Consider the following 26,209-nt stretch of genomic DNA (forward strand, 5'->3'; position numbering starts at 1 on the left):
GCTCACAGCTCGCGTACCTTCTGCCGGCGGACGATGGAGATGAAGAACGGCGCGCCGACCAGCGCGGTGATGATGCCCGCCTCGATCTCGTCGGGACGGTTCACCACCCGGCCCAGCACGTCGGCGGCGGTCAGCAGCGTGGCGCCGACCAGGCCGGAGAAGGGCAGCAGCCAGCGGTGGTCCAGGCCGATCAGCAGCCGGCACGTGTGCGCGACGATCAGCCCGACGAACGCGATCGGCCCGGCGACGGCGGTGGCCGCGCCGCACAGCACGACCGCGCCGAGGGCGGCGACGCCCCGGGCCAGGGCGACCCGCTCACCGAGTCCGGCGGCGAGTTCGTCGCCGAGGGCCAGGGAGTTCAGCGGCCGGGCGCAGAGCAGGCAGATGACCAGGCCGGCGCCGAGGAACGGGGCGATCTGGGCGATGCTGTCCCAGCCGGCGCCGCCGACCCCGCCGACCTGCCAGGACCGGAAGTTGTCGGTGATGTCGCCGCGGGGCAGCACCACGGCGGTGACCAGCGACGCGAGGGCCGCGGACGTGGCGGCGCCGGCCAGGGCGATCTTGAGTGGGGTGGCGCCGCCACGGCCGAGCGAGCCGACCGCGTAGACGAAGACCGCCGCGACGGCCGCCCCGGCGATCGCGACCCAGATGTACTCGGTGGCGGTGGAGAGCCCGACGGTCACCAGCGCGAGCGCGACCGCCAGCATCGCGCCCATGTTGATCCCGAGGATGCCGGGATCGGCGAGCGGGTTGCGGGTGACGCCCTGCATCACCACACCGGACAGGCCGAGGGCCGCGCCGACCAGGACGGCGAGGACCGTGCGCGGGAGGCGTTTGACGACGGCGGCCTGGTCCAGGGTGGTGTCGGCGCCGCCGAGCGCGGCGACGATGTCGTCCCACCCGACGACCCGCGATCCGAAGGCCACCGACGCCAGCATCACCACGACCAGGGCCGCGGTGACGGCGAGGAGCCAGGCCAGGCGCACCCGGGCCGGGCGTCGCAGCGCGGCGACGTCCGGCCCGGACGGAGTTTCGACGAGCGTCATCAGATCTTGTCAGCGGCCTTGCCGAGCAGGTCGACGTAGTCCTTGAGCACGAACGAGACGGCCAGCGGCGTCGGGTTCGCTGCGGTCGCGACCGGGGTGCTGCCGGGCAGCGAGACGAACGAGCCGCGCTTGATCGCCGGGATCTTGCCGAGCAGCGGGTCCTTCTGCAGGGTGGCCAGGGTGGTGCCCTCGGCATCGCCGTAGGTCACGATGATGTCCACGTCGCTGAGGTTCTGCACCTGCTCGGCGCTCTGGGTGAGGCTGAACTCCTCGGTCGTCGCGGAGGCCTTCGCGATGCTGTCCGGGTGCTTCATGCCCAGGTCGGTGAAGAACTGCGCCCGGGTGTCGTGCGTGGTGTAGAAGCTGACCTTGCTCAGGTCGGTCGGGTCGATGTGGGTCAGGAACATCACCGACTTGCCGGCCAGCTTCGGGTACCGCGCGGCCTCGGTCTTCATGTCCTGCTCGATCTTCGCGATCAGCGCGTCGCCCTCGGCAGCCAGGCCGAGCGCCTTGCTCTCCAGCTTGATGCTGTCGCGCCAGGAGGTGGCCCAGGCCGCCTTCGGGTACGCGACGACCGGCGCGATCTTGGTGAGCGTGTCGTAGTCCTGCTTGGTCAGGCCGGAGTACGCGGCCAGGATGACGTCCGGCTTGGTGTTCGCCACGGCCTCGAAGTTGATGCCGTCGGTCTCGTCGAACAGCACCGGGGTGGCCGCGCCGAGTTCCTTGAGCTTCGCGGCGTCCCACGGCAGCAGGCCGTCGCCGTCCTCGTCGCCGAAGTTCGCCTTCGCGTACCCGACCGGGACGACGCCGAGGGCGAGCGGAACCTCGTGGTTCGCCCAGTTGACGGTCGCGATCCGTTCGGGCTTCTTCTCGATGGTGGTGCTGCCGAACGCGTGCGTGACGGTGACCGGGAACGACGCCGCGGCCCCGCTCGAGGAGGCCGGGGCGGCTTCGTCGTCGGAGGATCCGCCGCAGGCGCCGAGCGCGAGGGCGGTGGTGAGGGCGACGATTCCGGTGAGGAATCGGGATGCACGCATGCTGGTGGTACTCCATCGCACTGGGGGTAAGGGCTGCCTAACCTAACATGATCTACAAATCGATCGACAAGGGCTCTATGGTGGAGCGATGGCGACGATCAGGGAGTTTCAGGTCACTTTCGACTGCGCCGACCCGCAGCGGGTGGCCCGCTTCTGGTGCGAGGTGCTGGGCTACGTCAAGGCCGAGCAGCCCGAGGACGAGACCGGGTGGTCGGCGTGCACCGATCCGACCGGGGCCGGGCCGCGGCTGTACTTCCAACGGGTGCCCGAGGGCAAGGCCGTCAAGAACCGGGTGCACCTCGACGTACGGGTGGGCACCGGTCTCGTCGGTGACGAGCGGCTCGCCGTCCTCCAGGCCGAACGCAAGCGGCTGGAGGCGCTCGGCGCGACCTGCTTCCAGGTGCTGGTCGCCGACGGGGTGGAGGAGTCGTGCATCGTCATGCAGGACATCGAGGGCAACGAGTTCTGCCTGGACTGACTCCCGCGCCCGTCCCTTCCGGGCGCTTCGAGCCGGCTCTCAGTGCTGGCCGGGGGTGTTGCGGCAGCGCTGAGAGCGCTGGCCTCCGCGAGCCGTCGTGCGCGCAGGTGAAGCAGCCGGGAAGCCTGCGCCGGCGACGGCTCGCGAGTGCGGGCCGTAGCTGAGCACGGTGATCATGCCGGTTCAGCCTGCGCCGGCGACGGCTCGCGAGTGCGGGCCGTAGCTGAGCACGGTGATCATGCCGGTTCAGCCTGCGCCGGCGACGGCTCGCGGGGCCGCAATGCCGCTCAGCCTCAGTTGATCTCCAGCTCGCGGCGGTGAACGACAAGGCGGCTCACGGTGGGCTCGTGCGTGGGTGGCGGCTCACGGTGCGGCTCTGTCGCGGGGCGGCGGCGCACCGGAATTCCCGCCGGCCGTGATGAAGTCGCACGGAAACGGTTCGTGTGCCTTCATCCCTGCCCTGGCGTTGATGGATCGCCACGCAGGCGTTGCGTGTGACCTCGTCAATGCGGCGCCGGCGTTGCGTGTGGCCTCATCCACGCGGTTGGCGCGGTTGGCGCGGTTGGCGCTTTTGGTGCCGCGGGCGGTCTCGGGCTGGGCACCGCGACTGCGCCAGGCCGGCCGATGCGACGGTCCGGGCGCTCCACCCGGGCCAGCGAAGCGGCACGCCACCGCAATGACCGTGTGCCGTTGCCCATGCCGGCCGTGGGGGACGCGCGGCTCAGGCGTGCTCGGGCGCCGGACCCGCTGGGGTGACGATCAGCGGGGACAGGTCGTCCCAGGCCATCCGCAGCTTCTCCGGGCGGCCGACCAGCCGCGACGGGTCACCGCCCGGCGGCGCCACCGTCACGGTCTCGACGTGCACGCCGCCGCGCGCAGTGTAGAACCCCCCGGGCTGCCACGTTCTGCCGCAGCACCCAGAGGTAGAGCGCGGTTCCAGCGGCGTGCTCGCTGACGGCCAGCGCGGCGTGACTGAGCAATAGTGTGCCCAGCCCGGTGCGCTGCTGGTCGTGGACGACGTGCAGGTTGTCGACGAGGCTTCCCCACCGGGGATCAGCGTCGAAGACGACATGGACGAATCCGGCGAGCCGGTCGTCCTGCTCGGCCAGGATCGTCGCCGACCCCGCCGGGGCGGCCAGACGCGCCGACCAGACGGCGTGCCGGTCGGTGACCACGTCACCGTCGAGGAAGGAGTCGCTGTAGGCGCCCCGATAATGCCGCCGCCAGCTGTCGGCGTGCAGAGCGGCGATCCGCCCGGCGTCGGTCGAGGCGGCGAAACGGAACAGGGGTACGCGCTGCGAATCGGACATGCGGCGGAAATTAGCAGCAAAGGGCGCGGCTTCGCGCGTACATAATCGGTCTTTGGGATTCGGTCTTTCGGGCCGCTGCCGGGAGATCAGGCCGGGGTGGTGATGCCGCCCGGGGCTCCGGCCAGGGCCTTGTTCACCGCGATCAGGAGCTCGTTCGCGGTGAACGGCTTCTCCAGCACGTCGGTCTCCGGGGTGCAGAGCCGGTTCGGGCCGAGGATGCCGTCGATGTAGCCGGAGATGTAGAGCACCGGCAGCCGCGGGTGGGTGCGGTGCAGGATCTCGGCGAGTCGCGGGCCGGACATGTCGGGCATGACCACGTCGACGATCAGCAGGTCGCAGCCGTCGTACGCGTGGGCGGCCAGCGCGTCCGGGCCGTTCACGGCGGACCGGACCTGGTATCCGCCGGCAGCCAGGATCCGGGCGATGCTGGTGCTGAGGGCGGGCTCGTCCTCGACGATCAGGACGCTCTGGCCACGGCCGTGCGGGACGGCGGACGGGGCGAGTGCCGCGGTGACTGCCCCCTGCGGCGCGTCGGCGACCGGGAAATAGAGCCGGAACGTGGTGCCGATGCCGAGTTTGGAGGAGACGTCGATGCTGCCCCCGGCCTCGGTCACGATGCCGAAGACGGTGGCGAGGCCGAGCCCGGTGCCGTACCCCTTGGGTTTGGTCGTGAAGAACGGCTCGAAGATGCGATCCAGCGTCTCTGGTGACATTCCGCCGCCGGTGTCGGTGACCAGCAGCTGGAAATAGCGGCCGGCCTTCACCGGCGGCCGCACATTCGCCTGGTTCTCCTCCAGATTGACGGTCGTCGCGGTGATCGCGAGCGTGCCGCCGTCCGGCATCGCGTCCCGGGCGTTGACCGCGAGATTGACGAGGATCTGCTGGATCTGGCCGGCGTCGGCGCAGATCTTCAGCGGTGTCGGCGACGGCACCACGACGAGCTCGATGTGTTCGCCGAGGGTTCGCGCGAGCATCGCGTGCGCTTCGGCGATCGCGGCGTTGACGTCGAACACCTCCGGCCGGATCGACTCGTGCCGGATGAAGCTCAGCAATTGCGCGGTGAGCCCGGCCGCGCGTTCGGCCGCCTTGCTGATGTGCTCCAGATCCTTGCGGACGTCGTCGGACGCCTTCTCGGCGACGAATCCGGTGTAGTTGAGGATGATGGCGAGGACATTGTTGAAATCGTGGGCGATGCCGCCGGCCAATTGCCCTAGGCTCGCCATCCGCTGCGCCTCCCGGGCGCGTTCCTCGACCAGACGCTGTCGTGCGTGAGCCAGGAGCATGCTGACCAGCGCCAACCCTGCGGCGATGACGCTCAGCAGGATGATGTGGCGACGGGTGTCGGCGCCCACCGATTCCAGCCGGGTGAAACTGGCGTCGACCGCCGCCGCGGAGAGCGAGACGGTGGCGTCGCAGCCGTCGGTGATCTGCTCGTAAAGCTGAATCTCCGGACCGAGAACGAACTCGGAAGCGGCCTTGCGATCCCCGGGGCCGTCGCTGCGGTACAGCTTCACGACCTTCCGGTCGAGGTCCATGAAATCGGTGAACGCGGCCCGGACGGCGGTGATGGTCCGGGCCGCCTCGGGCGGCGCGGGAAGCGATTCCAGGGCACTCAGTTCCCGATCGAAAGCGGCGGCCGCGTCGAGGAATTTCGCCCGGCTCGGCGAATTGTCGGCGGCGGCCTCCGGGACCGCGCGAATGATGTCCAGCGCGTACGCCGTCTGCCAGCCGTTGAAATCAGCCGCCCGGAATTTCACCTGCTGCGCGCCCTGGGCGAGCTGCTGCGCCCGCCGCGCGTCGGCGGCCATCGTCTCCTGCCGATGGGACACCGAATAGCCCAGAACGGCGACGGCGAGCAGCACCGCGATCAGCGCCGCGTTGATCAGCAAACGCTTCCCGGTCCGGTTCTTCCACGGCCAGGTCATCCGCCCCGCTCCTACCGGTTCTCGCAAATGCGGACCGATGCTGTCCCGACCGATATTGTCCCAAAGACACCGGCGAGGCGCGGGAGATCAAGACCTTTCCAGGTACGCGGCCAGGTTGCCCAGTGACGACGCGATGCCCGCCTCGTGGTCCGCCTGACCGATCCCGGACGGCACGCCGGTGGCGGTGACCGTCACCTCGGTGCCGTCACCGCTGCCGGCGAGATCCCAGGTCATCGTCATCACGCCGGCGAACGCCGGATCGTCGGCCTCGAACACGACACGCTGCACCACTCGCTCGCCCGGCACGAGGTCGGCGAACCCCACATCGGCCACATCCGTGGCGTCGGAGCTCTTGCCGGGAGCGCCAGCCGGGTCCAGGTAGGTGAGCACCATCCGGAACCCGCCACCGGGCCGTGGATCCCACCGCTCGATCCGTCCGCTCATGCCGGACGGGGGAAGCCACGCCTGGAGCGCTGCCCGGTCGAGCAGGGCGCCGTAGACGGCCGCCGGTGACGCCGCGATCAACCGGCTCACCCGGTCGGCTCGTGCTGCCATGACTCGATCCTAAGTGCCGTTACCCCTGTGGGGGAGTTTCGTGATGGCCGGTCTGGGCACTTCACCGCGTAACCAAGGAGGTGTTTGCGGTGACGGCAAGCGCATCGGCCGGTGGCGGGCCCACCGGCGCGTCCACGGCGGAACTGGTCAACCAGGCCGCCGCACAGATCTCGACCCTGGTCCGCGACGAACTGGCGCTGGCCAAGCTGGAACTGACCGAGAAGGGTAAGCGCGCCGGCGTCGGCGGTGGACTGTTCGGCGGCGCCGCGGTCCTCGGCCTGTACGGTCTCGGGCTGCTGCTCACCCTCGCGGTGGTGCTGCTCGACCTGGCCTGGCCGCTGTGGCTGGCCGTGCTGGTCGTGATGGTCGTGGTCTTCGCCGCGGCCGGGATCGCCGCGCTGCTCGGCCGCACCAAGCTCAAGGAGGCCGCGCCGCCGGTCCCGCGGGACGCCATCGCCGGCGTGGAGGCCGACGTGAACACCATCAAGACCGCGGCTCGGGAGGGACGCCGATCATGAGTACTTCGGACAAGCCGGCCGACCAGGAGCAGTTGCGCAGCGAGATCGAGCAGACCCGCGCCGACCTGGGGCAGACGGTGGAGGCGCTGGCCGCCAAGACCGACGTCAAGGCCCGGGCGAAGGACGCCGCCGCCGACGCGAAGGCCCGCGTCAAGGGGGCCGCCGCCGACGCCAAGGACCGCGCTGTCGCGGCGACCGTCGACGCGAAGGACCGCGCCGTGGCGGCGACGGCCGACGCCAAGGACCGGGCCGTGTCGGCGACCACGGAGGCCAAGGAACGGGTGGTGGCCGCCACCTCGGACGCCAAGGACCGGGCCGTCGCGGTGACGGCTGACGCTCCCGAGCGTGGCCGGCAGGCGGTCGCCGAGGTTCGGGAGGACCCGCGCCGCGCGGTCTCGCCGGCCCTGCTCGGCGCCGCCGTGATCGCCGCCGTGGCCGGCATCGTCATCCTCCGCCGCCGGCGCTCCTGAGACCCCTCACCTGTACGACGAGAAGGAAGGCATCATCATGCGACTCATGACCCTGGCGGCGGGAATCGCCACCGGTTATGTCCTCGGCACCCGGGCCGGCCGGGAGAAGTACGAGCAGATCGCCGCGACCACGCGCAAGCTCACCGGCAAGGCCACCGGCGGCGCCACGGCGACCCCGCCGCAGGACGGCAAGCCGCGGGCCGCGGGCATCGTCTCCTCCGACGAGCCGATCGCCGGCCGCAAGCCCGAGCCGCTGCCCGAGACCGAGACCCCGTCCGGCCCGATCAGTTACACCGGCGGGCGGCTCTAGGCGCTCGCCTGACGGCGCACCATCTCGCCGATCCAGATCGGCGCGAACGGCGACGTGCAGCCCGGCGCGGTCGGATAGTCCTTGAGCACCTCCAGGCGCTCACCGATCCCGACCGCCCGGGCCCGCAGCGCCGCATGCTCGATGCCGATCTGCGCGAGGCAGTGGTTCATCGCCCACTGCAGACGGTCCGGAGCGTCTTTCATCTCCCGCTCGATGGTGTCGAGCAGCCCGTCGAGGTCAAGCGTCTCCGGCTTTGCCGCCACCCGCTCGGTGGTCAGCGCCCAGCCCGCGCTCGCCACCACCGGGTCCGGGTCGGCGAACCAGGCCACCCGCAGCTCCTCGGCGTGCGGGCTCTTTTTCACGACGTAGTTGACCAGCCAGTCCTGCACCTTCGGCGAGCGCGCCGCACGCAGCATCGCGTCCAGCTCGGCCCGCTCGAACGCCCGTGGCCGGCAGATCAGCAGCGCCAGCAGGCGGGCCGCGCCGTCCCCGGTCCGCCACAGCTCGCGCGCCAGATCCTGCTGCGTCTTCAGCCGTTTCGCGACGGCGCGCAGTTTCGTCAGATTGACCCCGTGGTCGTCGCCGTGCCGCTCGTTCACCGCGCGGACCCTCGGATCCTCCAGCGCCGCGAGCTCGGCCATCACCTCGGCCACCGTCGTCTCAGCCATGCACGCACCCTACGGGCGGGGTGTGACAAGAACCTGGAGCGCGAGCCGGCTCGACGCGACGCTCGTGTCATCGGCGTCGACGACCGCGTGCAGCCGCACACCGCCGGGGACTTCGGCGGCGACGGCCAAACCCTCCACCTTGTACGGCCCGGACGGCCCGACCGGGATCTCCGCGACGTCGAGCACCCGCTCGCCGTCGAGAAGCGCGAGCGCGGACGCCACCACCGGGCCGTCGTCGATCGCGTTCGGGGCGTCCTCGGCAGCGGCGCTGACCAGGACCCGCCCGCCGGGCAGGGTCACCGCGTCGGTGACGGCCAGCGCGACACCGTCGACCGTACCCAGATCGAAGCGCCGGGTGTCGGTGACCTTGATGTCGCCGGCGTCGCCGGTGAAAGCCGACAGCAGGGCCGGCAGGCTGACCGAGACGCGGGCGGTCGGTGTGCCGGCGGCGGCGTTGCCCCGCTGGAACCAGTGCAGCATGTCACCGTCGCGGCAGGCGCCCTCCAGGTTCAGGCGCGTGACCGGGATGCCGATCGCCTCGGCGACCCGGTGGTACACCGGCGTCAGATCCGCCACGGCGAACGACTCCGGGGTCACCAGGGAGGCGCGCATCCGGGCGTCGGTGGACCCCGACCCGAGCAGCAGCACGCTGCCGGAAGTGATCGCGCACGCCGCTTCGAAGTCCGGCTTGAGGTGTTTCGTGCCGGCCGCCGAGCTGAACTCCTCCAGGCCGTCCACCGCGTCGACCACGCGCACCGGGGTGACCGTGTCGCCGCGCCACCAGGCCGCGTGGGTGGCGTCGTCCTGAACGACGAGCCACCCGTCACCGAACGGCGCGATCGCGGAGGCGGCCCGCACCGGCGTGCCGTCGTCGAAGCGCAACGAGGACGTGCTTTCCACGGTGAGTTGCATAGTGAGATCCAGCCTACGGCCCGGAGCGCTCCTGCCGGGGCCTGACGTCGTCCTGCCCGGGGCGTTCGTCACCCCGTACCGGAGAAGAAGCGCAAGCCGTCCTCCCAGCGTGACCGGCGCTGGTCCTCGGTCTGCTCCCACCAGGGCGTGCCGCGCTCGCCGAGCGCCACCTTCGCCGCCTGCACCCGGGCACGGGCCGGCGCCGGATCCCGGCCGGCCCGCAGCGCGGCGCCCACGTCCCGGCGGGCCGCCATCAACGCCCGGCGCAGCTCGGCGGCCGCCTCCTCGGGGATGGCCGGGTCGGTGGCCCGCCAGGGCCTGCCGTCGACGACGATGTACCGGCCGTCCTCGGTGGTCTCCATGTCACCCATGATCGCCTGCCGGCGGGTCAGGTGATCACCGGGCTGCGGCGTTCCAGGAGTACGACGTCACGCCAGACGCCGTGGTGGCGGCCGACCCGTTCGCGGGTGCCGACGACGCGGAAACCGCAGGCGGTGTGCAGGGCGAGGCTCGCCGCGTTCTCCGGGAAGACGCCGGACTGGATCGTCCAGACGCCGGCGTTCTCGGTGCTCGTGATCAGCGCGGTGAGCAGCAGCCTGCCGATGCCGCGGCCGTGGGCGCCGGGGTGGACGTAGACGGAGTGCTCGACGACGCCGGCGTAGACGCAGCGGTCCGAGACGGGGGAGCAGGCGACCCAGCCGAGGATCCGGTTCTGCTCGTCACCGGGGTCCATGGCGACGAATCGGTGATCGGGCAGCCGGGCCGCGTCGAACGCCTGCCAGGTGGGTGGCTCGGTCTCGAAGGTGGCGTGGCCGGAGGCGATGCCGAGCCGGTAGACGTCGATGACCTGGTCGGCGTGGTCGGCGGTCATCGTGACGAGGCGGGCGGGTTCGGGATGCGTCACCACCCCAGTCTGACGTAGCCGACCGACGCCGTGCCGAACGACCGCCGGGCATCGCGCGGCGCCCGGCCGCCACCCCGATCGCCGCGAGACAGCAGCCGGCGGCACGCAAGCGGGGCGGGACGGGGTCAGGCGGCCAGGATGGATTCGGCGGCGGCTCGGCCCATGCGCAGGGCGCCGTCCACGTGCTGGAAGCCGGCTCCGGCGATGTCCGAGCAGGCCCAGTGGATCGGGCCGACCGGGGTGCGCAGGTCGGCCCCGTACCGGGAGAGGCCGCCCAGGTCGAAGCTCGCGCCGTAGGCGCCCCGCGTCCACTCCTCGCTGGCCCAGTCCGACTCGTAGTAGACGACCGGGTTCAGCGCCTGCTCACCGAGGAACTCGGCGATCGAGGCGAGGATCCGCTCCCGGCGCGCGGCCGGGTCCAGGGCGAACAACTGGTCGGCCTTCTCGTCGGCGACGAAACCGACGAGGGTGCCACGGGTGTCGCCGTGGTTCGTGTTGTCGTAGACCTCCTGGACCAGCGACTGCGATCCGAACCCGGTGCCGGACAGGCCGTCGGCCCGCCAGAACGGCGTCTCGTAGACCGCGTGCACCTTGATTACCAGGCCCATCGACAGGTGCTGGTGCAGCTGGTGCTGACGGCGCGGAAGCGGGGGCTCGTAACTGATCCGGGAGTACAGGGGCGGCGGGACCGCCACGATAACCTGCTCCGCCCGTACCGTGATGTGGTCGGAAACGACGGTGACCGAACCGCCTGGCTCGCGCCGGATCGTGCGGACCGGGGTGCCGAGGTGCACGTCGGCGCCGAGCGACGCGGCCATCGCCAGCGACACCGACTGCATGCCGCCGATCACCCGGCGGTCGAGGATGAAGTTCTCGTCGGTGAGGTGGCTGAACGAGCCGGCCGAGGCCGCCATCAGCAACGCCTGCAGGGCGGAGAAGCTGTGCGCCGGCTTGGTCAGCATGCCGCCCGCGATGAACAGGCCGACCGCGTCGCAGGCCTCGTCGTCGGCGGACTCGCGGCGCAGCCAGTGCTGGAAGGAGATGGTGTCGAGTTCGCGGGCGCGCGGGTGCTTCCAGGGCGCGTCGGGGTCGATCTCGGCGACGAGCTCGTCCAGGATCGTGGTGAGACGGTCGATCTCGGCGGTCGTCTTCTCGCTGGTCGGGAACGTCGCAGCCTGGTACCGGGTACGGGTGCCGTCCGGCGCGAGGTAGACCGCGTCGCCCTCCCGGTAACGCGGGTACGTGCCCAGGCCCAGCTCGCTGAGCAGGGACAACAGCTCGGTCTGATCGGGTGACACCCACTGGCCGCCGATTTCGAGGAACGCCCCGTCGATCACGTCGCTCCACGTGCGGCCGCCGACCCGGTCCCGCGCTTCGAGAACGGCCACGCTGCGTCCGGCGGCGGCGAGGGTACGGGCGGCCATCAGGCCGGCCGGACCGGCCCCGACCACGACTACGTCCCGCTCGATGACGGTGTCCACTGCTCCTCCTGTGCTGGGCTGGTTTGCATACAACGCTAGGCCCAACGACGATGTCAACGCCGTTTACCGGGGGTAGAGCATTGTCACACCCGTCACGGGAATAGTGTTCGATCGATGAAAGCGTTTTTGATCGGCGGCGACCTGGCGGTTCGGCGGATCGGATTCGGGGCGATGCACCTGTCGGGCGACGGGGCCGGACGGGTGGCGCGGCGGGCCGTGGAGCTGGGCGTCAACCTGATCGACACGGCGTTCCTCTACGGCGGCGGCGCCAATGAGGAGCTGCTGGTGGAGGCGCTCCACCCGTACCCGGAAGATCTGGTCCTCACCACCAAGGTCGGCGTCGCCCGCACCGGCCCGCGGGGGGCCTGGAAGCTCGACGGGCGGCCGGAGATCCTGCGTGACCAGGTGGAACGGGCGCTGCGGCGGCTGCGGGTCGAGCGGATCGAGCTGCTCCAGCTGCACCGCGTCGACCCGGAGACGCCGCTCGCCGACCAGATCGGGACACTCGCCGACCTGCGCGCCGAAGGCAAGATCGGGCGGATCGGGCTCTCCGAGGTGAGCGTCGCCGAGCTGGAACAGGCCCGTTCGATCGTGGACATCGCCAGTGTGCAGAACCGGTACAACCTGATGGACCGTGAGCACGAGCCGGTGCTGGCCGCGTGCAAGCGTGCCGGGATCGCGTTCCTGCCGTGGCGGCCGGTCGCGGCGGGTGCCACCGGGGTGTCGGCGACGGTGGCGGCGGTGGCGGCGTCGATGGGGGCCACCGCGACGCAGGTTGCGCTCGCGTGGCTGCTCGATCACTCTCCGGTGATCATTCCGATTCCGGGGACCGCGCGGGTCGCGCATCTGGAGGAGAACGTCGCCGCCGAGAGGCTGCGCCTCTCGAGCGCCCAGCGGGCCGAGCTTGATCGTCTCGCCGCCGGCGATCTCCCCGGTACGAGGTGAAGCGCCGCCTGCTCGATTAGCCGGGCGCCCGGCGGGTACGCGAAGGGGCATGGTGAGCCGATTCGCGCAGTGGACACTGGACGTGCGGGATGTGCGCCGCCAGGCCGAGTTCTGGTCGGCAGCGCTGGGATACGAGATCGAGTTCGGGCGGGACGGTGACGCCCACCTCTGGCCGCCGGACGGTGGGCTCAGTGTGTGGCTGCAGCCGACGACGGAGCCGAAGGCCGGCAAGAACCGCGACCATCCCGACCTGATCGCCGCTGACGGGGACGTCGAGGCGGAGGTGGAGCGGCTGCTGGAGCTGGGAGCGTCCCGGGCGGACGTCGGGCAGACCGGTGACGAGGGTTTCACCGTGCTCGCCGATCCGGAGGGCAACGAGTTCTGCGTGCTGCACCGCCGTGGCTGAGCCGCGGCCGCTGCTGCTGCTCGACCTGGACGGCGTGCTGAACCCGTTCGCCGCGGTGACCTGCCCGGACGGTCACCAGGAGCGGGTGCTCTTCGAGGGTGAGGAGCCGGTGCGGTTCTGTCCGGCGCACGCCGGCTGGATCCGGGAACTGGCCGCCGCCGGTGAGCTGTGGTGGGCGACCGGGTGGGGTGATCACGCCAATGAGCTTTACCTGCCGCTGCTCGGGCTGGAGCCGTTGCCGGTGGTGCGGTTCCCGCCGGTGCCGTTCGCGCCGGAGCTGAAGGTTCCGGCGATCGACGCGGTGTCCGGCGCGCGTCCGGTGGCGTGGATCGACGACAACCACACCGAGGCGGGACGGCGGTGGGCGGCCGAGCGGGACGTGCCGACGTTGCTGGTCCCGATCGCGCCGGAGGTGGGGTGGACGCGGGCGGACGTGGACCGGGTGCTCGACTGGGCACGTGAGCCGGTCTGACCGGCCCTGATCAGGTGCGTTTCGCGAAGGCGGCCCGGCTCGCCTCGATGCCGGGGACGTGTTCGAGCGCCCACCCGGCCAGCGCCAGCGCCGGCGGGATCAGGCTCTTGCCGACATCGGTGAGCGCGCACTCCACGCGCGGCGGCACCTCCGCGTACACCGTGCGGGACACCAGCCCGTCGCGTTCCAGGTTGCGCAGCGTCAGGGTGAGCATCCGCTGGGAGATGCCGGGAATCTGATCGGCCTGAACATCGCCCTGCTGCTGGCGGCGGCCGTGGCGGCGTTCACGGTCTGATCCGGACCGGTTTGCCGGTCGCGGTGCGGGGCAGCTCGGCGACGATCGTGATGTCCCGGGGTTGTTCCGCCCGGGACAGCCGGCCGCTGAGCCATTCCCGCAGCTCATCGGCGGTGAGCGAGCGCCCCGGGCGGACCTCGACGGTGGCTCGTAGCCGCTGGCCGAACTCCGGGTCGTCGACCGGTTCCAGCACGGCGTCGGCCACGTCGGGGTGTCCGCTGAGGATCGCGGCGACCGGGCCGGGGTAGACGTTCTCCCCACCCGACACGATCATGTCGTCGACACGTCCGTCCACGAAGAGGCGGCCGGCCAGGTCGACGTGGCCGATGTCGCCGGTCGCCGACCAGCGGCCGTCCGGGTGCCAGCCGCGCACGTGGATCTCCCCGATACCGCCGGATCCCGGTGCGACGATGCCGGTGCCGCCCGGGTCCGGTGCGACGATGCCGGTGCCGCCCGGGTCCGGTGCGACGATGCGGAACCGGACGCCGCGGGGTGCGCGCCCGACCGTGCCGGGGGCCGCCCGCAGATCCGCGGGGGTGGCCATCGCCGCCCATCCGGCCTCCGTGGTGGCGTACATGTTGAAGGTCCGGTCGCCGAACCGCTCGCGCAACCGTTCGCACAGGCCCGGGCTGAGCGGGGCGGCGCCGCTGACCACGCCGCGCAGCGAGGCGAGGACCGGCCATCGCGAGTCCGGCAGGTCGCAGATCCGGCGCAACTGGATCGGTAGCGCGAACAGCAGCCCGGCGCGGTGCTCCTCCACCGCGTCCAGGATCCGTCCGGGGTCGCCACGGGGCACCAGCACCACCGGGGCACCCAGGACCAGACCGGCGGAGAGGTAGGTCAGCCCGTACCCGTGATGGGGTGGTGTCGCCACGACGATCGGCTCGCCGCGGCGCACCGGCGTGAGACGCAGATGGGTGGTCACCGGACCTAGCAGGACACGCAGCGTGAGCGGCCGGGACACCGCCCGCGGAACACCCGTGGTCCCCGAGGTCAGAACGAACGCGCGACCCGGCCGGGCCCGCGGCGGCGGAGGCGCGTCACCCTCCAGCAACCCGGGCCACGCCATCGAGGGTACGGCCGGAGCAATCCCGCCCGGCTCGTGCACCAGCGCGGTGACCCGTTCCCGTTCCAGCACCGCGGTCAGGCGCTCCCGGGGCAGATCGGGCGGCAGCAGGATCACGTCGGCGCCGAGCCGGGCCAGTCCCGCCGCCACCGCCACGAACCCCCGGTGCCCGTCGCAGGCCAGCCCGACCCGGTCTCCGGCGCGCACCCCGAGCCGGGCCGCCGCGGTCGCCGCGCAGATCTCCGCCATCCTCGCCAGTTCCGGGTAGGTGACCGGCCCGTCCGCGTCGATCAGCGCGACGCCGCCCGGCGGTCCGGCGGCGATCGCGGTGGCCAGGCTGCGCCCGTGCCGGGAACTCGCGCGTGCCAGCCGGAGCAGCCGGTCCGGTCGCCACAGCCCGGCCGCGGCGAGCACCCGCGCCGGCTCCGCCGCGTCGATGAGTCGCAAGCCCAGGGCCAGCGCTTTCTCCACGGTGCCGGGCAGCGCCGCCGACACGACCGCGCCGAGCCGGGCCCACCACGGCCACCAGGACCGGCGGTGGGCCACCGCGCGGCAGACGATCCCGGCCGCCTCGTCCGCCGACATCGCCGGGACGTTGCGGTAGTGCGGCGTGGGCGCGCTCATCCGGGTGCGGACCAGATTGAGGTACGCCGTGCTGACCGTGACCCGGTCGCGCCGCATCTCCACGGCGGCGCAGCGCAGCCACGCGTCGAACGCCGCTTTCGAGGCCAGATAGGCGGACCAGTTCGGCGTGCGCGTCGCGAGCCCGGCGGTGGCGACGTTGACGACGTGCCCGCCGCCGCCGGCCGCCCGCATCGCCGGCAGCAGCACCAGCAGCATCTGGACCGGACCCAGGTGGTTGAGGCTCATCGTGCGCTCGACGTCGTGGAACCGGTCGGCGGTGTCGGCGACCGAACGCCGGATCGAGCGGCCGGCGTTGCAGACGACGACGTCGATCCGCCGGTACCGCCTCACCAGCTCGGCGGCGAGGGAAGCGGCGGCCTCGGGGGCGGAGAGGTCGGCCGGGTGGACGTGCGCCGTCCCGCCGGCCGCCACGATCTCGTCGCGGACCCGCTCCAGCCGTTCGACGGTGCGCGCCACGAGCAGGACCGTCGCGCCGGCCGCGGCGAGGCGTCGTGCGGTGGCCTCGCCGATCCCCTCGGAGGCGCCGGTGACCAGCACGGTCCGGCCGGCGACGGCGGAGGCCAGCCGGCGGGGGCGTGGACCGCGCCCGGTGATTCCCGCCGCGATCCGCACCCAGTGCTTGAAGTGATCCACCGCGACATTGTGGAGCCTGCCGCGGTGGCCGTCACGGGGCCCGAGCCGGCGGGGTCCTCCGGCGACACCCGCCGTCGGTGTGACCTGCGTGCGTCACGGCTCGCGGAGCCCCGCGGAGACCAGCGGAGGCGAGCCGTAGCGCACGCAGGCTTCCCGCCCGTTTGACCTGCTTGGTCTACGGCTCGCGGGGCTCAGCCGTAGCTCAGACATGTGATCAAGCCGGTTTTGCCTGTGTGAACGACGGCTCGGCTCGGCGAGCCGTCGTTCAGCCATGTCACAGGCCCGGCGATTTTACCTGCGCCAGCTACGGCTCGGGTCCAGCGGGCGTCCCGTGCCGGAAACCGAGCCGTAGCGCAGGCATGTCATTCCGGCGCAGGGCAGGACGATGCGGAAGTCCACGGAACGGATACCGGCATTTTTCGGCTACGTCGCCGGAGGCCCGGAGGCCGGGTTCTGACCGGCGCCCGGCGCGGATGCCTGCCCCGGACCTTGGAACGGCGGCGCGGATGCCTGGCCTGGACCTTGGAACGGCGGCGCGGGGGCCGGGCCCGGACCTTGGAACGGTGAGGGGGATGCCGGGTCCTGGCCGGCGAAGGGCGGCGGGCCGTAGTTCTGCGCCGGGGGAGCGCCCACCCGCAGATCCTGCACCGGCACGTCCTGCCCGAACGTCGCGGCCAGCGGCACGGTCACCCCCTGCGTCGCCACCTCGGCGCCCTCCCGGACGGCGGCATGCACCGCCTCGCGCATGGCCCGGATCCGCTCGGTGCGCAGCATCTGGTTGATCGAGCCGGTGCGTCCCAGCATCCCGCCGACCAGGTCCTTGAGGTAGTGCCCGATGAGCGTCGCGCCGCGCCGGCTGCGCCACATCGTCCAGCCGAGGTAGAGGCTGCTGCCGTACGGGAAGACGGTCACGTAGACGCGATAGCTCCGGTCGCTGATCAGCAGCCGGTTGTTGACCATCTCGGGGGCCAGGAAGTCGCTGCGGACCCGGACCGCGTGCGCGTTCAGCGGGAAGCCCCGGCGGCGCAGCGTGCCGTAGATCGCCGCGTACGCCGAGTCGGCCGCCTGGTACCGCTCCTCCAGCAGCGTCTTCCACTCGGCGATCGGCTCGTCGACCCGGGACGCGAGCAGCACCAGCCAGAACACCGCGAACGACAGCAGCGAACCGATCGTGAACAGCCCGCCGCCGGGGTTGTTGCCGGAGAAGATCGACGGCTCCGAGCCGAGCGTGACGAGCACGCCGAGGAAGGCGAAGACCGCCCAGACGAGGAACGCCGACACGGCCGCGCCCAGCCAGAGCCGCACGATGGTCCAGGTGGACACCGATTCGTCGAAGCCGAGCTCGATGCCGCCGTACCGCAGACCCTGCATCCGGTACGCGACGTCGCCACTCCCCGGACCGACCGGGGACGGCTGCCGCGGTGCCTCACCGGGCATGCTCATGAAGGATTCCTTCCACTCGTGTGCCGTCAGGCCAGGGTGACCTGGATGCCGGTCGCGGACGCCTCGGCGATGCCGGTGACCCGGAAGGCCGCCTCGCCGCTCTCGGTCTGTCGCGTGCCGGAGAAGTCGGTGTACTTCGCGGTCCAGCGGACCTTGCCGGTCCCGTCGTCGGAGATCGTCGCGCCGGCGCCACCGCCCAGCCAGCCGCCCTGCGCCGGCGCCACCGAGATCTTCGGGTACGCGGTGACGCTCCACTGCACGCTGGCGTCCTGCCCCCACACGTTCAGGGCGAACGGGCAGCCCGCGGTCTGCGCCACGGTCGTCGCCGCGCACTTGTCGATCGTCGCGCGCACGGTCGACTCGATCTCCTCCTGCGCGCCGGCGGCGAGGACAGGCGTGCCGAAGTCCAGCGTGGTGGCGTAGATGCCCTGACCCATCCGCGCCGGAACCCCGGTCGCGGTGGCCCCGGAGTAGAGCGCGTTGCCCGCGACCTCGGCGGTGAACCAGCCGGGGAAGGCGGCCGGTTCGGCGAGCGCCGCCTCGGTCAGCTCGACGCCGTTGACGGTGACCGCCCGGCCCTGGACGCCGGTCAGCTGCAGCGCCACGAACGGCGCGAGCACCTGGTAGTCCTCGTCCTCGGCCGGCCGGACGACCAGGATCTGATGGTCGACCTCGGTGTCACCGGCGCGGTAGTGGACATCGACGAGCTGGGCGTCCCGCCCGTACGGGATGTCGGCCTCCCTGCTCTCGCCGACCGTGACGTCCGTCGGGCGCACCGCCGGGTCGCTGAGCGCGGCGTCGCTGATCAGCGGGTACCGGGCGGTGTCGAGCTCGCTGATCCGGTTCACGTGCTGGAGGGCGCGGCCGGCGTCGCCGTCGGCGAGCGCGTCGAAGTAGTCCTCGACCACCGACTGCGGGGTGTCGGCGAGCAACCGGGTCCCGGCGATCACGGCGGTGCCGGCGAGCAGGACCACGAGGGCCGCCCCGATCGCCACGATCAGCGGGCGGCGGGACGGCGGCGGTGGTGCGCCGAACGCGACCTCCGGCATCGGCGCCGGCGGGGTGACCGGGGGCGGCGCGACGACGGCCGGGGCGCCGGCGCCGACCAGCTCGGGCACCACCGGCATCCCGCAGTAGCGGCATGAGCCCTGGTCAGCGGTGACGCTGCCGCCGCAGCGGAAGCACACGCCGGCCGCGGTCGCCTCGGCTGATCCCATAACCGCAGAACCCCTGTCCGATACAGGAAGAATGGACCATGGTCATCTTAGGTGACCGCGGTGACCGATTGGGGGCCTCGGTCAGCGTGGGCCGTAGACCAGCCGTTGGATCGCGGTGACCAGGTCCTCCACGGCGTCGTGCAGCTCGGCGTCGGTGGCGCCGGCCAGCCGGTTGTAGCGCGAGTCGCGCAGCGCCGAGATCATCTCGGCGAGCCGGTCGGCGGCGATGTCGCTGGTCGCGGTGCCGTCCGCCTGGTCGCGGCGGATCTTGGCGGCGGCCCGCTGGTCGTACCGGATCTTGGTCTGGGTGAGCAGCGTGCGCAGCGGCTCGGAGGAGGCGGCGGCGGTCGCCGAGCAGGAGAGCAGCCCGGCGTTCTCCCGCCACAGCGTCGCCGAGGCGAGCAGTTGCTCGCGGAGCAGCTCGGGGGAGGGGCCGGCGCTGTCGAACCACACGTGCGAGGCGGCGAAGTCGTCCGAGACCTGGGTCATCAGCGCGGTCAGGACCGCGGGCTTGGTCGGGAAGTAGAAGTAGAAGCTCGTCCGCGAGATGCCGGCGCCGCAGGCCAGGTCGTCGATGGTGACCGCCTCGTAGGACCGCTCGGCGAACATGCGCTTCGCCACCTGCAGGATCGCGGCCTCGCGCAGGTCGCCCTTGGACGGGCCGACCCGGCGGCGTGACGGTGTTGCCTGACTCATGTCGAGCAGTCTCCCACTGTGATCATCGACGCGCCGACCAAAAAACTCGACGCGGCGTCGAAAAACAAGGTTACTGTACGACCGTGACCCCTCCCGTACGCCCGCGGCTGCTCCTGCTCGCCGCCGCAGCAGCCAGCTTCCTGCTCTCGTTGATCCAGTCCATCCCCGTCCCGGTGCTGCCGCAGATCGCCCAGCAGCTCGGCGCGGACGCCACCACCGTGGGCTGGGTGTCCACCGCGACACTGCTCGCCGCGTCCGCGTGCACCCCGCTGCTCGGCCGTCTCGGCCACGTCGTCGGCATCAAGCCGGTCTTCATCGGGACGCTGATCGTCACCCTCGTGGGCAGCCTGATCGCGGCCACCGTGCAGGACGTGACCTGGCTGATCGTCGCCCGGGTGCTGCAGGGCACCAGCTTCGGCCTGTTCCCGCTCGGCATGAGCCTGCTGCGCCACGAGCTGCCGCCCGCGAAGCTGACCAGCGGGATGGCGACCGTCGCCTCCACGCTCGGCGTCGGCGGTGGCGTCGCGCTCGTCGCCTCCGGCCTGCTCATGCAGGGTGACGGCGACTACCGGCGGATCTTCTGGCTCTGCGTGGCGGTCACCGCCCTCGCGCTGGCGCTCGCGTTCACGCTGCCCCGCCGGGCCGGCGCCGGCGGACGGGTCGACGTGCTCGGCGCGGTCGTGCTCTCGGCCGGACTGGTCAGCCTGCTGCTCCCGATCTCGCAGGGGCACACCTGGGGCTGGACCTCGGCCCGCGTGCTGCTGCTCTTCACCGCCGCCGTGGTCATCCTGGTCGGCTTCTACCTGCTCGAACGCCGGACCGCCGCGCCGCTGGTCTCGGTGGAGATGCTGCGGCACCGCCCGATCCTGGTCGCCAACCTCGCCGCGATGGCGGTCGGCTTCGCGATGTTCGCCCTTCAGCTGTCGACCAGCTACTTCGTGCAGAGCCCGCGGGCGTACACCGGGTTCGGGTTCAGCGCGACGGTGCTGGAGACCAGCCTGGTCTTCCTGCTGCCCGGCGCCGCGGCCAGCGTGGTGGTCGGCCCGCTCGCCGGTGTGCTGATGGGCCGGATCGGTCCCCGCAACGTGCTGGCGCTGGCCTGCGGCCTCGCGGCGGCGGGGATGGCGTCGCTGACGCTGCTGCACGACAACCGGGTCGAGACGATCACCGCGTTCGTGGTGGCGAGCTGCGCGATCGCGATGGCCTACGCGGCGATGCCGGCGCTGCTGGTCAGCCACGTGCAGCCGGCCGAGACGGGCATCGCCAACTCGGTGAACTCGATCATGCGTACCGTCGGCGGCACCATCGGCGGCGCGCTGGTGATCACGATCCTGGCCGCGCGGACGCACTCCTACGGCACGCTGGCGCTCCCGACCGAGAACGCGTTCCGGCTCAGTTACGGCATCGGCGCGGTCATCTTCGCGATCGGCGGCCTGCTGGTGCTGCTCTTCATCGACCGGCCCGCCCGGGCCCGCGCCGAGGAGCCGGTCGTCGCGGCCCCCGCACCGGCCGTGGTGTAACGCAGCCGCACCTCAGGCGCACCCCCGGCCGACTCGTCGCCGCCGCTGCCGCACCGACTTCTCTGGCATGAGCCCCAGGTGGAAGCAGGTCGCGGCAGTGGCGGCGACAGCGCTGATCAGTGTGACCGGCCTCCAGGCGGCCGGTCCGGCCCAGGCCGCGCCGGTCACCGGTTCGAAGACGGTGTACTTCACGTTCGACGACGGGCCCGGCACGGGTACGGCCGAGCTGCTCGACGCCACCGCCGCCTACGACGCCAAGGTCAGCCTCTTCTACACCGGCCGGCACGGCGAACAGTCGCCGGAGCTGGTGGCCCGCGCGGCCGCCGAGGGGCACGTCATCGGCAACCACACCTACAGCCACCGGCGGCTGCCCACCCTGACCGGCGCCGAGGTCGAGCAGGAGCTGATCAAGGCACGTACCGCGCTGGAGCCGTACGTCAGCAACTGCTGGCGGCCGCCGGGCTGGCAGACCTCCCCGGCGATCGAGCAGATCGCGAAGAGCCTCGGCCTGCGGCAGACCCTGTCGATCATGGACCCGATGGAGAGCCGCCGGGTGTTCATCCCGGCGTCCTGGACGGACGAGGACCAGATCGTCTCGACCGTGCGGGAGAAGGTCTTCGACGGCGCGATGGTGACGCTGCACGCCGAGACGTCCGGCGCCGGGGCGCAGCTGCGGGCGTTCGAGCGGCTGCTGCCGCTGCTGACCGCTCAGGGGTACCGGTTCAAGGCGCTGCCGTACTGCGGGATGCCGACGGTGAAGCTGCTCGCGGTGGGCGACGGCATCTCCGGCGCCGGCGAGTACCGCACCGAGCTGGACGCGCTGCTGCGCCGGGGCGCCGAGCCGCACGGGCTGAACTTCCGCTGGGTCGGCGACGTGGCCGGCAACCCCCGGGTGGGGATCAGCCACGACGAGTACGCAGGCTGGACCACGCAGCAGGTGGACCGCAACATCAGCCGCCTGCAGAGCGCCCACCAGCCGGACGTCATCCTGGTGAACGCCGGCGGTGTCGACATGCAGCGGGGCGCGACCGCGAACACGGTCGCCCGCCGGACGGCCGCGCTGCTGGCGCACATCCGCGAGAACCAGCCGGACGTCACCGTCCTGGTGTCGATCCCGACGGCCCCAGCCGCGACCCCGGCCCCGGCAGCGCGGCGCAGCACGGTCACGCTCGAAGCAGCGAAGCGCAAGGGAGCCAAGCCCAAGACAGCCAAGCCGAAGAAGGCGCAGCCGAAGGCGGCCAAGCCCAGCGCCGCGCAGCAGAAGGCCGCGAAGCAGACCGCGGCTCTCCAGCGTGCGATGCGGGCCGTGATCCGTGACGCCGGCGCCGGCTTCCACGCCGTCGACCTGCGCGGCCTGGCCTTGGACGGCGGCGACCGCGCCCAGCGCACGGTCGCGAACCGGTACTACCGGGCGCTGCGCGGCGCCGTACCGGGCAGCAGCACCTGGGCAGCCGACCCGCAGCCCTGACCGCGCAACAGCCCGCCCCGGAAGGGGCGGGCTGTTCGCGTTAGCGAACGTGTCCGAACCTGTTTCCTTCTGTTGACGTCAGACATGCAAATGGGCCAATGTGATCGCAATGTGTCGTTGATCGAAGGGAAACATTCGATGCCGCGATCACCCTGGAGACCCCTGTTCCTCGCCGCCCTGCTGGTCCTCTCCGTCCTCGTCGCGCCCGCCGGCGCCGCGTCCGCCCGAGAACCCGGGACGGCAGCCGCCGTGCACGGGCTCAAGGGCGAGTACTTCCGGATGTCCGCGCCGGGCGCCCGGGACTTCGCCGACCTCGGCGGGATCGCCCTCGACCCGAACATCGACCTGCCCGGCCTGGCCGGCACGTTCGAGGCGTTCACCGGGCGCACCGAGCACACCACCGCCCGCTGGACCGGGAAGCTCACCGCGCCGGCCACCGGCGACTACACGTTCCACATGATCGGCGACAACGGGTTCCGGTTCTTCCTGGACGGTCAACCGGTGATCGATCACTGGGTCGGCGACTGGGACCGCGAGCAGGTCAGCGCGGCGGTGCCGCTGGTGGCGGGGGAGGCGCACGACGTACGCATCGAGATGTTCCAGGACATCGGCGGTGCGAACCTCTTCCTGCGCTGGTCGGGCGCCGGACTCGACAAGCAGATCGTCCCGGAGAGCGCTTTCACGCCGCCGGACGGCTTCCAGATCTTCCCGGTGGACCTCACCGTCGGTCTCGGCGGCACCACCCTGGTCGCCGACTTCGCCGCCCCGGTCACCGCTCTCGGCGACCTCACCGGGCACCTGAGCGTCGAGGTCGACACGACCCGCTTCCCGATCGCCGCGGCCCGGATCGACCGCCGCGACACCTCCAAGGTCGTGATCACGCTCGGTGAGGCGGTGCAGAAGGGCCAGAAGGTCCGGGTCAACTACGACGGCGGTGGTGGCCTGACCGTCGGCGGCGAGACCGTCCCGCAGGTCATCCGCTCCGCGACGAACACGTCCGAACACCGGCTGACCACCCCGTGGGGCGACCGGGTCGACAAGCGGCGCCCGCTCCCGGAGTACCCGCGTCCGCAACTGATCCGCAAGGACTGGCTGAACCTCAACGGGCAGTGGGAGTTCGCCGGCGCGCAAGCCGGGGAGCAGCCGGTCTTCGGCCGCAGGCTGGCCGAGCGGATCACCGTGCCGTACCCGGTCGAATCGCTGCTTTCCGGCATCGAGCGCCGCGAGGACCACATGTTCTACCGCAAGCTGGTCACCGTGCCCGGCGGCTGGAAGGGCAAGCGGATCAAGCTGAACTTCGGCGCTGTCGACTACCAGGCGACGGTGTGGGTGAACGGCACGCTCGTCGCCTCGCACACCGGCGGCTACACGGCGTTCACCGCGGACATCACCGCCGCCCTGACCGGGCGGGGCCCGCAGGAGATCATCGTCGGGGTCACCGACGTGACCGGTCCGGATCAGCCGAAGGGCAAGCAGTCGCTGAACCCGGGCGGCATCGTCTACGAGCCGTCGTCGGGCATCTGGCAGACGGTCTGGATGGAGCCCGTCGCGCCGGTCGCGGTCGACGACGTGGTGATCACCCCCGACGTGCCGTCCGGTTCCGCGGTGGTCCGGGTCGCCGCTGCCACGAACGCGCCGGTCACCGTGGTGGCCCGGGACAAGAAGGGCCGCATCGCCGGCCGGGCATCGGGTACGGCCAATGCCGACCTGCGCGTGGCGATCAAGAATCCGCGCCTGTGGAGCCCCGACGACCCGTACCTCTATGACCTTGATGTTCGTCTCGGCGCCGACCGCGTGCGCGGCTATTTCGGAATGCGTCAGGTCGAGGTGAAGAACGTCGGTGGGTTCCCGAAACTCGTGCTGAACGGCTCACCGGTCTTCTCGCTCGCCACGCTCGATCAGGGTTTCTGGCCGGACGGCCTCTACACCCAGCCGAGCGACGCGGCGCTGCGATTCGACCTGGCCGAGACGAAGAAACTCGGCTTCAACGCGGTCCGCAAACACATCAAGGTGGAATCCGCCCGCTGGTACCGGCATGCCGACGAGCTCGGCCTGCTGGTCTGGCAGGACTTCGTCTCCGCTGACATCACCGGCCCGGCCGGCCAGGACGCGTTCCTGAGCCAGGGCACGGCGATGATGAAACAGCTGCACAACTTCCCGTCGATCATCGGCTGGATCGTCTTCAACGAGGGCTGGGGCGAATGGGACCGCACCGCCACCGGCAAAATCGCCGACGAGGTGAAGGCGCTCGACCCGTCCCGCATCCTGAACGCGCACAGCGGCGTCAACTGCTGCGCCTCCAAGGGTGATTCCGGGCGGGGTGACGTCATCGATCACCACGATTACAACAACACCGATCCGGCCTATCCGGACGCGACCCGGATCGCGATGGACGGCGAGCACGGCGGATTCACGCTGCGCACTCCCGGTCACATGTGGCCCGGGCCGCCCGCCGTCATCTACAGCGGCGTCGCCGACAAGGCCGCGCTGACCGCCAAATACGTCGACAACACCCGGCGGTTCTACCTGGAAGCGGCCGGCGCGGAGCTCTCCGGCTCGGTCTACACCCAGATCACCGACCTGGAGACCGAGCTGAACGGCCTCTGGACCTACGACCGGCGAGAGATCAAGGTCGACCCCGCCCCGGTACGGGAGATCAACCGCGCCGTGATCGCGGCCGGAGCGGCTGCCGCGGCGAGAACCTACCCCGGTCGCGCGGACTGGACACTGGACGAGGGGAGTGGCACGACCGCGGCCGACAGCAGCGGCGGCGACGCGGATCTGACGCTGGCCGGCGACACGACCTGGACCACCGGCGTGACCGGTTCTGCCCTGTCCTTCGACGGCGACGGCGACCATGCCGACACCGCCGGGCCGGTCCTCGACACGACGCGGGACTACACGGTCGCGGCGTGGGTGACGCTGGACGAGCTGCCCGGCAACTACGCCACCGCGGTCAGCCAGGACGGGCGCCGCACCGAGAATCCGTTCTACCTGCAGTACGGCCAGGGCGCCTTCGCGTTCAGCACGCCCGGCGGCAACCGGGCCCGGCTCATCACCACGCCCGAGCTGAACCGCTGGTACCACCTGGTCGGCGTCCGGGACCACGCCAGCGGGCAGATCCGACTGTTCGTCGACGGCGAGCGGGTCGCCACCGTCGCGGCCGGGCCGGACGTGGTCAGCACCGGGCCGCTGTCGGTCGGCCGGGCGAAGTATGCGGGCAACGACACCGATTACTGGTCCGGATCGGTCGACCGGGTGCACGTCTACGGGCGTACCCTCAGCGACGCCGAGGTCTCCGCGCTGCATGCGCAAGAGGCCCGCTGAGCTCTCGTGAGGAAAGGCCCATCCCGCCGGGATGGGCCTTTCGGATCTCCGCTCTTACTTCTCGCGCGCCTTGCGGGTGCTCTTCGCGTTGGCCTTCTGGATCGCGTCGACCAGTTCGGACTTGGTCATCTTCGAACGGCCGCTGATGTCGAGCTTCTTCGCGAGGTCCTTCAGGTGCTCCTTGCTGGCGTTCGCGTCCACCCCGCCGGCCGTCTTCGCCTTGGTGTCGCGCCCGCCGGCGGCCTTGGAATCGCTCGGGCCCTTCTTGGCCTTCGGCTCCCAGTGATCGCCGACCTTCTCGAACGAGTGCTTGACCGCCGAGAACGCGGTCCGGTGGGCGCGCTCGCCCTCGCCGTACTCCTTGACCGCGGCGTCGTGCGCCTTCACGTAGGTGTCCTGAGCCTTCTTCGGCGAACGCTTCAGCGTGCTCGGCATGTCCTTGCTCGCGGGCATCACAACCTC

The 26,209-nt window shown here is 71.6% G+C and carries 27 protein-coding genes; 10 read left to right on the top strand and 17 right to left on the bottom strand.

Annotation, left to right across the window (positions count from 1 at the left end; genetic code table 11):
• Positions 1 to 2: 2 nt before the first annotated feature.
• Both AMIS_RS17440 and AMIS_RS17445 read right to left on the bottom strand, forming a co-directional pair.
• Entirely contained in the window at positions 3 to 1,046 is a 1,044-nt protein-coding gene (locus AMIS_RS17440; RefSeq protein WP_014443663.1) for a FecCD family ABC transporter permease, read from the bottom strand.
• Positions 1,046 to 2,083: an iron-siderophore ABC transporter substrate-binding protein gene (locus tag AMIS_RS17445; RefSeq protein WP_014443664.1), complete on the bottom strand. Its 1,038-nt coding sequence runs from the start codon at positions 2,081 to 2,083 to the stop codon at positions 1,046 to 1,048. The genes AMIS_RS17440 and AMIS_RS17445 overlap by 1 nt, the downstream gene beginning before the upstream one ends.
• Before the next feature lie 88 nt (positions 2,084 to 2,171).
• Between AMIS_RS17445 and AMIS_RS17450 the strand changes: the two genes are divergently transcribed.
• Positions 2,172 to 2,561, top strand: coding sequence for a VOC family protein (locus AMIS_RS17450; RefSeq protein WP_014443665.1), 390 nt, complete (start codon positions 2,172 to 2,174; stop codon positions 2,559 to 2,561).
• 721 nt (positions 2,562 to 3,282) lie between these two features.
• Here the strand turns inward: AMIS_RS17450 and AMIS_RS44130 are convergent.
• The 4 genes from AMIS_RS44130 to AMIS_RS17465 all read right to left on the bottom strand — a co-directional run bounded on the left by AMIS_RS44130 (position 3,283) and on the right by AMIS_RS17465 (position 6,351).
• On the bottom strand, positions 3,283 to 3,426 hold the full coding sequence (locus AMIS_RS44130) for a hypothetical protein (RefSeq protein ID WP_231859331.1): 144 nt from the start codon (positions 3,424 to 3,426) through the stop codon (positions 3,283 to 3,285).
• The gene (locus AMIS_RS17455; RefSeq protein ID WP_014443666.1) at positions 3,386 to 3,871 is read right to left on the bottom strand and encodes a GNAT family N-acetyltransferase; all 486 of its coding nucleotides are present in this window, start codon (positions 3,869 to 3,871) and stop codon (positions 3,386 to 3,388) included. Before AMIS_RS17455 ends, AMIS_RS44130 begins: the two co-directional genes overlap by 41 nt.
• A gap of 86 nt (positions 3,872 to 3,957) precedes the next feature.
• Positions 3,958 to 5,796: an ATP-binding protein gene (locus tag AMIS_RS17460; RefSeq protein ID WP_014443667.1), complete on the bottom strand. Its 1,839-nt coding sequence runs from the start codon at positions 5,794 to 5,796 to the stop codon at positions 3,958 to 3,960.
• Between the two features lie 87 nt (positions 5,797 to 5,883).
• Complete coding sequence (locus AMIS_RS17465; protein WP_014443668.1) at positions 5,884 to 6,351, bottom strand: SRPBCC family protein; 468 nt, start codon at positions 6,349 to 6,351, stop codon at positions 5,884 to 5,886.
• Between the two features lie 80 nt (positions 6,352 to 6,431).
• On the opposite strand from AMIS_RS17465, the gene AMIS_RS17470 reads away from it, so the two are divergent.
• The 3 genes from AMIS_RS17470 to AMIS_RS17480 are packed head-to-tail and all read left to right on the top strand — an operon-like array spanning position 6,432 to position 7,649.
• Positions 6,432 to 6,869: a phage holin family protein gene (locus AMIS_RS17470; RefSeq protein ID WP_014443669.1), complete on the top strand. Its 438-nt coding sequence runs from the start codon at positions 6,432 to 6,434 to the stop codon at positions 6,867 to 6,869.
• The gene (locus AMIS_RS17475) at positions 6,866 to 7,339 is read left to right on the top strand and encodes a DUF3618 domain-containing protein (RefSeq protein ID WP_014443670.1); all 474 of its coding nucleotides are present in this window, start codon (positions 6,866 to 6,868) and stop codon (positions 7,337 to 7,339) included. The genes AMIS_RS17470 and AMIS_RS17475 overlap by 4 nt, the downstream gene beginning before the upstream one ends.
• A 37-nt stretch (positions 7,340 to 7,376) precedes the next feature.
• Positions 7,377 to 7,649, top strand: a complete 273-nt coding sequence (locus AMIS_RS17480; RefSeq protein WP_014443671.1) for a hypothetical protein — start codon at positions 7,377 to 7,379, stop codon at positions 7,647 to 7,649.
• On the opposite strand, the gene AMIS_RS17485 is transcribed toward AMIS_RS17480, so the two are convergent.
• The 5 genes from AMIS_RS17485 to AMIS_RS17505 form a co-directional block, all read right to left on the bottom strand.
• Positions 7,646 to 8,317, bottom strand: coding sequence for a DNA alkylation repair protein (locus AMIS_RS17485; RefSeq protein ID WP_014443672.1), 672 nt, complete (start codon positions 8,315 to 8,317; stop codon positions 7,646 to 7,648). The genes AMIS_RS17480 and AMIS_RS17485 overlap by 4 nt on opposite strands.
• A gap of 9 nt (positions 8,318 to 8,326) precedes the next feature.
• Positions 8,327 to 9,217 (bottom strand): DUF6929 family protein, encoded by an 891-nt coding sequence (locus tag AMIS_RS17490; protein ID WP_231859332.1) that lies wholly within the window; start codon positions 9,215 to 9,217, stop codon positions 8,327 to 8,329.
• An 80-nt stretch (positions 9,218 to 9,297) separates the two neighbouring features.
• The gene (locus AMIS_RS17495; protein ID WP_231859333.1) at positions 9,298 to 9,591 is read right to left on the bottom strand and encodes a hypothetical protein; all 294 of its coding nucleotides are present in this window, start codon (positions 9,589 to 9,591) and stop codon (positions 9,298 to 9,300) included.
• 26 nt (positions 9,592 to 9,617) lie between these two features.
• On the bottom strand, positions 9,618 to 10,100 hold the full coding sequence (locus AMIS_RS17500) for a GNAT family N-acetyltransferase (protein ID WP_014443675.1): 483 nt from the start codon (positions 10,098 to 10,100) through the stop codon (positions 9,618 to 9,620).
• Positions 10,101 to 10,258: 158 nt separating this feature from the next.
• Positions 10,259 to 11,614: a flavin monoamine oxidase family protein gene (locus AMIS_RS17505; RefSeq protein ID WP_014443676.1), complete on the bottom strand. Its 1,356-nt coding sequence runs from the start codon at positions 11,612 to 11,614 to the stop codon at positions 10,259 to 10,261.
• A 114-nt stretch (positions 11,615 to 11,728) separates the two neighbouring features.
• Between AMIS_RS17505 and AMIS_RS17510 the strand changes: the two genes are divergently transcribed.
• The 3 genes from AMIS_RS17510 to AMIS_RS17520 are packed head-to-tail and all read left to right on the top strand — an operon-like array spanning position 11,729 to position 13,437.
• The gene (locus tag AMIS_RS17510) at positions 11,729 to 12,559 is read left to right on the top strand and encodes an aldo/keto reductase (RefSeq protein ID WP_014443677.1); all 831 of its coding nucleotides are present in this window, start codon (positions 11,729 to 11,731) and stop codon (positions 12,557 to 12,559) included.
• Between the two features lie 49 nt (positions 12,560 to 12,608).
• Positions 12,609 to 12,965: a VOC family protein gene (locus AMIS_RS17515; RefSeq protein WP_014443678.1), complete on the top strand. Its 357-nt coding sequence runs from the start codon at positions 12,609 to 12,611 to the stop codon at positions 12,963 to 12,965.
• Positions 12,958 to 13,437 (top strand): hypothetical protein, encoded by a 480-nt coding sequence (locus AMIS_RS17520; RefSeq protein WP_014443679.1) that lies wholly within the window; start codon positions 12,958 to 12,960, stop codon positions 13,435 to 13,437. Before AMIS_RS17515 ends, AMIS_RS17520 begins: the two co-directional genes overlap by 8 nt.
• A gap of 10 nt (positions 13,438 to 13,447) precedes the next feature.
• On the opposite strand, the gene AMIS_RS44645 is transcribed toward AMIS_RS17520, so the two are convergent.
• The 5 genes from AMIS_RS44645 to AMIS_RS17545 form a co-directional block, all read right to left on the bottom strand.
• Positions 13,448 to 13,840, bottom strand: coding sequence for a winged helix-turn-helix transcriptional regulator (locus tag AMIS_RS44645; protein WP_083888650.1), 393 nt, complete (start codon positions 13,838 to 13,840; stop codon positions 13,448 to 13,450).
• Positions 13,722 to 16,076 (bottom strand): SDR family NAD(P)-dependent oxidoreductase, encoded by a 2,355-nt coding sequence (locus AMIS_RS41710; RefSeq protein ID WP_014443681.1) that lies wholly within the window; start codon positions 16,074 to 16,076, stop codon positions 13,722 to 13,724. The genes AMIS_RS44645 and AMIS_RS41710 overlap by 119 nt, the downstream gene beginning before the upstream one ends.
• Before the next feature lie 423 nt (positions 16,077 to 16,499).
• The gene (locus AMIS_RS17535) at positions 16,500 to 17,519 is read right to left on the bottom strand and encodes an adhesin (RefSeq protein WP_157434910.1); all 1,020 of its coding nucleotides are present in this window, start codon (positions 17,517 to 17,519) and stop codon (positions 16,500 to 16,502) included.
• A gap of 26 nt (positions 17,520 to 17,545) precedes the next feature.
• Entirely contained in the window at positions 17,546 to 18,736 is a 1,191-nt protein-coding gene (locus AMIS_RS17540) for a hypothetical protein (RefSeq protein ID WP_014443683.1), read from the bottom strand.
• Between the two features lie 81 nt (positions 18,737 to 18,817).
• Positions 18,818 to 19,432, bottom strand: coding sequence for a TetR/AcrR family transcriptional regulator (locus tag AMIS_RS17545; protein ID WP_014443684.1), 615 nt, complete (start codon positions 19,430 to 19,432; stop codon positions 18,818 to 18,820).
• A gap of 83 nt (positions 19,433 to 19,515) precedes the next feature.
• On the opposite strand from AMIS_RS17545, the gene AMIS_RS17550 reads away from it, so the two are divergent.
• The 3 genes from AMIS_RS17550 to AMIS_RS17560 all read left to right on the top strand — a co-directional run bounded on the left by AMIS_RS17550 (position 19,516) and on the right by AMIS_RS17560 (position 25,747).
• Positions 19,516 to 20,952 (top strand): MFS transporter, encoded by a 1,437-nt coding sequence (locus AMIS_RS17550; protein ID WP_014443685.1) that lies wholly within the window; start codon positions 19,516 to 19,518, stop codon positions 20,950 to 20,952.
• Between the two features lie 67 nt (positions 20,953 to 21,019).
• Positions 21,020 to 22,420, top strand: a complete 1,401-nt coding sequence (locus AMIS_RS40620; RefSeq protein WP_014443686.1) for a polysaccharide deacetylase family protein — start codon at positions 21,020 to 21,022, stop codon at positions 22,418 to 22,420.
• 138 nt (positions 22,421 to 22,558) lie between these two features.
• Positions 22,559 to 25,747 (top strand): glycoside hydrolase family 2, encoded by a 3,189-nt coding sequence (locus tag AMIS_RS17560; protein ID WP_014443687.1) that lies wholly within the window; start codon positions 22,559 to 22,561, stop codon positions 25,745 to 25,747.
• A gap of 54 nt (positions 25,748 to 25,801) precedes the next feature.
• Here AMIS_RS17560 and AMIS_RS17565 read toward each other — a convergent pair whose 3' ends face one another.
• Positions 25,802 to 26,200 (bottom strand): ChaB family protein, encoded by a 399-nt coding sequence (locus tag AMIS_RS17565; protein ID WP_014443688.1) that lies wholly within the window; start codon positions 26,198 to 26,200, stop codon positions 25,802 to 25,804.
• Positions 26,201 to 26,209: the final 9 nt, after the last annotated feature.

Origin of the sequence: Actinoplanes missouriensis 431, from assembly GCF_000284295.1 — a bacterium.
Taxonomy (GTDB): Bacteria; Actinomycetota; Actinomycetes; order Mycobacteriales; family Micromonosporaceae; genus Actinoplanes; species Actinoplanes missouriensis.

Bases quoted from the DNA above. Each gene is read 5' to 3' on its own strand.
- AMIS_RS17440 (WP_014443663.1), bottom strand. From the start codon at position 1,046: ATGACGCTCGTCGAAACTCCGTCCGGGCCGGACGTCGCCGCGCTGCGA.
- AMIS_RS17445 (WP_014443664.1), bottom strand. From the start codon at position 2,083: ATGCGTGCATCCCGATTCCTCACCGGAATCGTCGCCCTCACCACCGCC.
- AMIS_RS17450 (WP_014443665.1), top strand. From the start codon at position 2,172: ATGGCGACGATCAGGGAGTTTCAGGTCACTTTCGACTGCGCCGACCCG.
- AMIS_RS17455 (WP_014443666.1), bottom strand. From the start codon at position 3,871: ATGTCCGATTCGCAGCGCGTACCCCTGTTCCGTTTCGCCGCCTCGACC.
- AMIS_RS17460 (WP_014443667.1), bottom strand. From the start codon at position 5,796: ATGACCTGGCCGTGGAAGAACCGGACCGGGAAGCGTTTGCTGATCAAC.
- AMIS_RS17465 (WP_014443668.1), bottom strand. From the start codon at position 6,351: ATGGCAGCACGAGCCGACCGGGTGAGCCGGTTGATCGCGGCGTCACCG.
- AMIS_RS17475 (WP_014443670.1), top strand. From the start codon at position 6,866: ATGAGTACTTCGGACAAGCCGGCCGACCAGGAGCAGTTGCGCAGCGAG.
- AMIS_RS17480 (WP_014443671.1), top strand. From the start codon at position 7,377: ATGCGACTCATGACCCTGGCGGCGGGAATCGCCACCGGTTATGTCCTC.
- AMIS_RS17485 (WP_014443672.1), bottom strand. From the start codon at position 8,317: ATGGCTGAGACGACGGTGGCCGAGGTGATGGCCGAGCTCGCGGCGCTG.
- AMIS_RS17495 (WP_231859333.1), bottom strand. From the start codon at position 9,591: ATGGAGACCACCGAGGACGGCCGGTACATCGTCGTCGACGGCAGGCCC.
- AMIS_RS17500 (WP_014443675.1), bottom strand. From the start codon at position 10,100: ATGACCGCCGACCACGCCGACCAGGTCATCGACGTCTACCGGCTCGGC.
- AMIS_RS17510 (WP_014443677.1), top strand. From the start codon at position 11,729: ATGAAAGCGTTTTTGATCGGCGGCGACCTGGCGGTTCGGCGGATCGGA.
- AMIS_RS17515 (WP_014443678.1), top strand. From the start codon at position 12,609: ATGGTGAGCCGATTCGCGCAGTGGACACTGGACGTGCGGGATGTGCGC.
- AMIS_RS44645 (WP_083888650.1), bottom strand. From the start codon at position 13,840: ATGAGCTGCGGGAATGGCTCAGCGGCCGGCTGTCCCGGGCGGAACAAC.
- AMIS_RS17535 (WP_157434910.1), bottom strand. From the start codon at position 17,519: ATGAGCATGCCCGGTGAGGCACCGCGGCAGCCGTCCCCGGTCGGTCCG.
- AMIS_RS17540 (WP_014443683.1), bottom strand. From the start codon at position 18,736: ATGGGATCAGCCGAGGCGACCGCGGCCGGCGTGTGCTTCCGCTGCGGC.
- AMIS_RS17545 (WP_014443684.1), bottom strand. From the start codon at position 19,432: ATGAGTCAGGCAACACCGTCACGCCGCCGGGTCGGCCCGTCCAAGGGC.
- AMIS_RS40620 (WP_014443686.1), top strand. From the start codon at position 21,020: ATGAGCCCCAGGTGGAAGCAGGTCGCGGCAGTGGCGGCGACAGCGCTG.
- AMIS_RS17560 (WP_014443687.1), top strand. From the start codon at position 22,559: ATGCCGCGATCACCCTGGAGACCCCTGTTCCTCGCCGCCCTGCTGGTC.
- AMIS_RS17565 (WP_014443688.1), bottom strand. From the start codon at position 26,200: ATGCCCGCGAGCAAGGACATGCCGAGCACGCTGAAGCGTTCGCCGAAG.